The sequence below is a fragment of the Nocardia abscessus genome (genome assembly GCF_015477775.1).
Taxonomy (GTDB): domain Bacteria; phylum Actinomycetota; class Actinomycetes; order Mycobacteriales; family Mycobacteriaceae; genus Nocardia; species Nocardia abscessus_A.
Genome location: NZ_JADLQO010000077.1, coordinates 1 through 386, shown reverse-complemented (window position 1 = coordinate 386; position 386 = coordinate 1). Strand labels below are relative to the sequence as shown.

Sequence of the window (386 nt, the reverse complement as noted above, 5' to 3'; positions counted from 1 at the left end):
CGACGTGATGCTCTCCCACGCGGACTTCACCCGCGCGAACCTCACAACGGTGAACCTCACCCGCGCCTTCATCCCGCACGCGAATCTCACCGATGCCGACCTCACCGGCGCGAACCTCACCGAGACCTACCTCGGCGCTGCGAACCTCACCGGCGCGAAACTCATCGGAGCCGACCTCACCGGCGCGGACCTCAGGGCCGCGAACCTCACCCGCACAGACCTCACCCGCATCACCTACGACCTCACCACACAGTGGCCAGACGGTTTCACACCGCCGTAGCCAGCGCCCGCATCGCTGTTCACTGTCGATGAAGCGATCGTCTTACAACACCGCAGTTGGCACTCCGCAGCGGGTTACAGTCGGAGTGATCGATGTGCTGGAAGCG

Annotated in this window: 1 protein-coding gene; it reads left to right on the top strand. The window is 64.5% G+C overall.

The window, feature by feature from the left end:
• Window positions 1–280 (top strand): pentapeptide repeat-containing protein (locus IU450_RS39345; RefSeq protein WP_195154790.1); only part of this gene is annotated, 280 nt, incomplete at its 5' end.
• Between the last annotated feature and the right edge of the window lie 106 nt (window positions 281–386).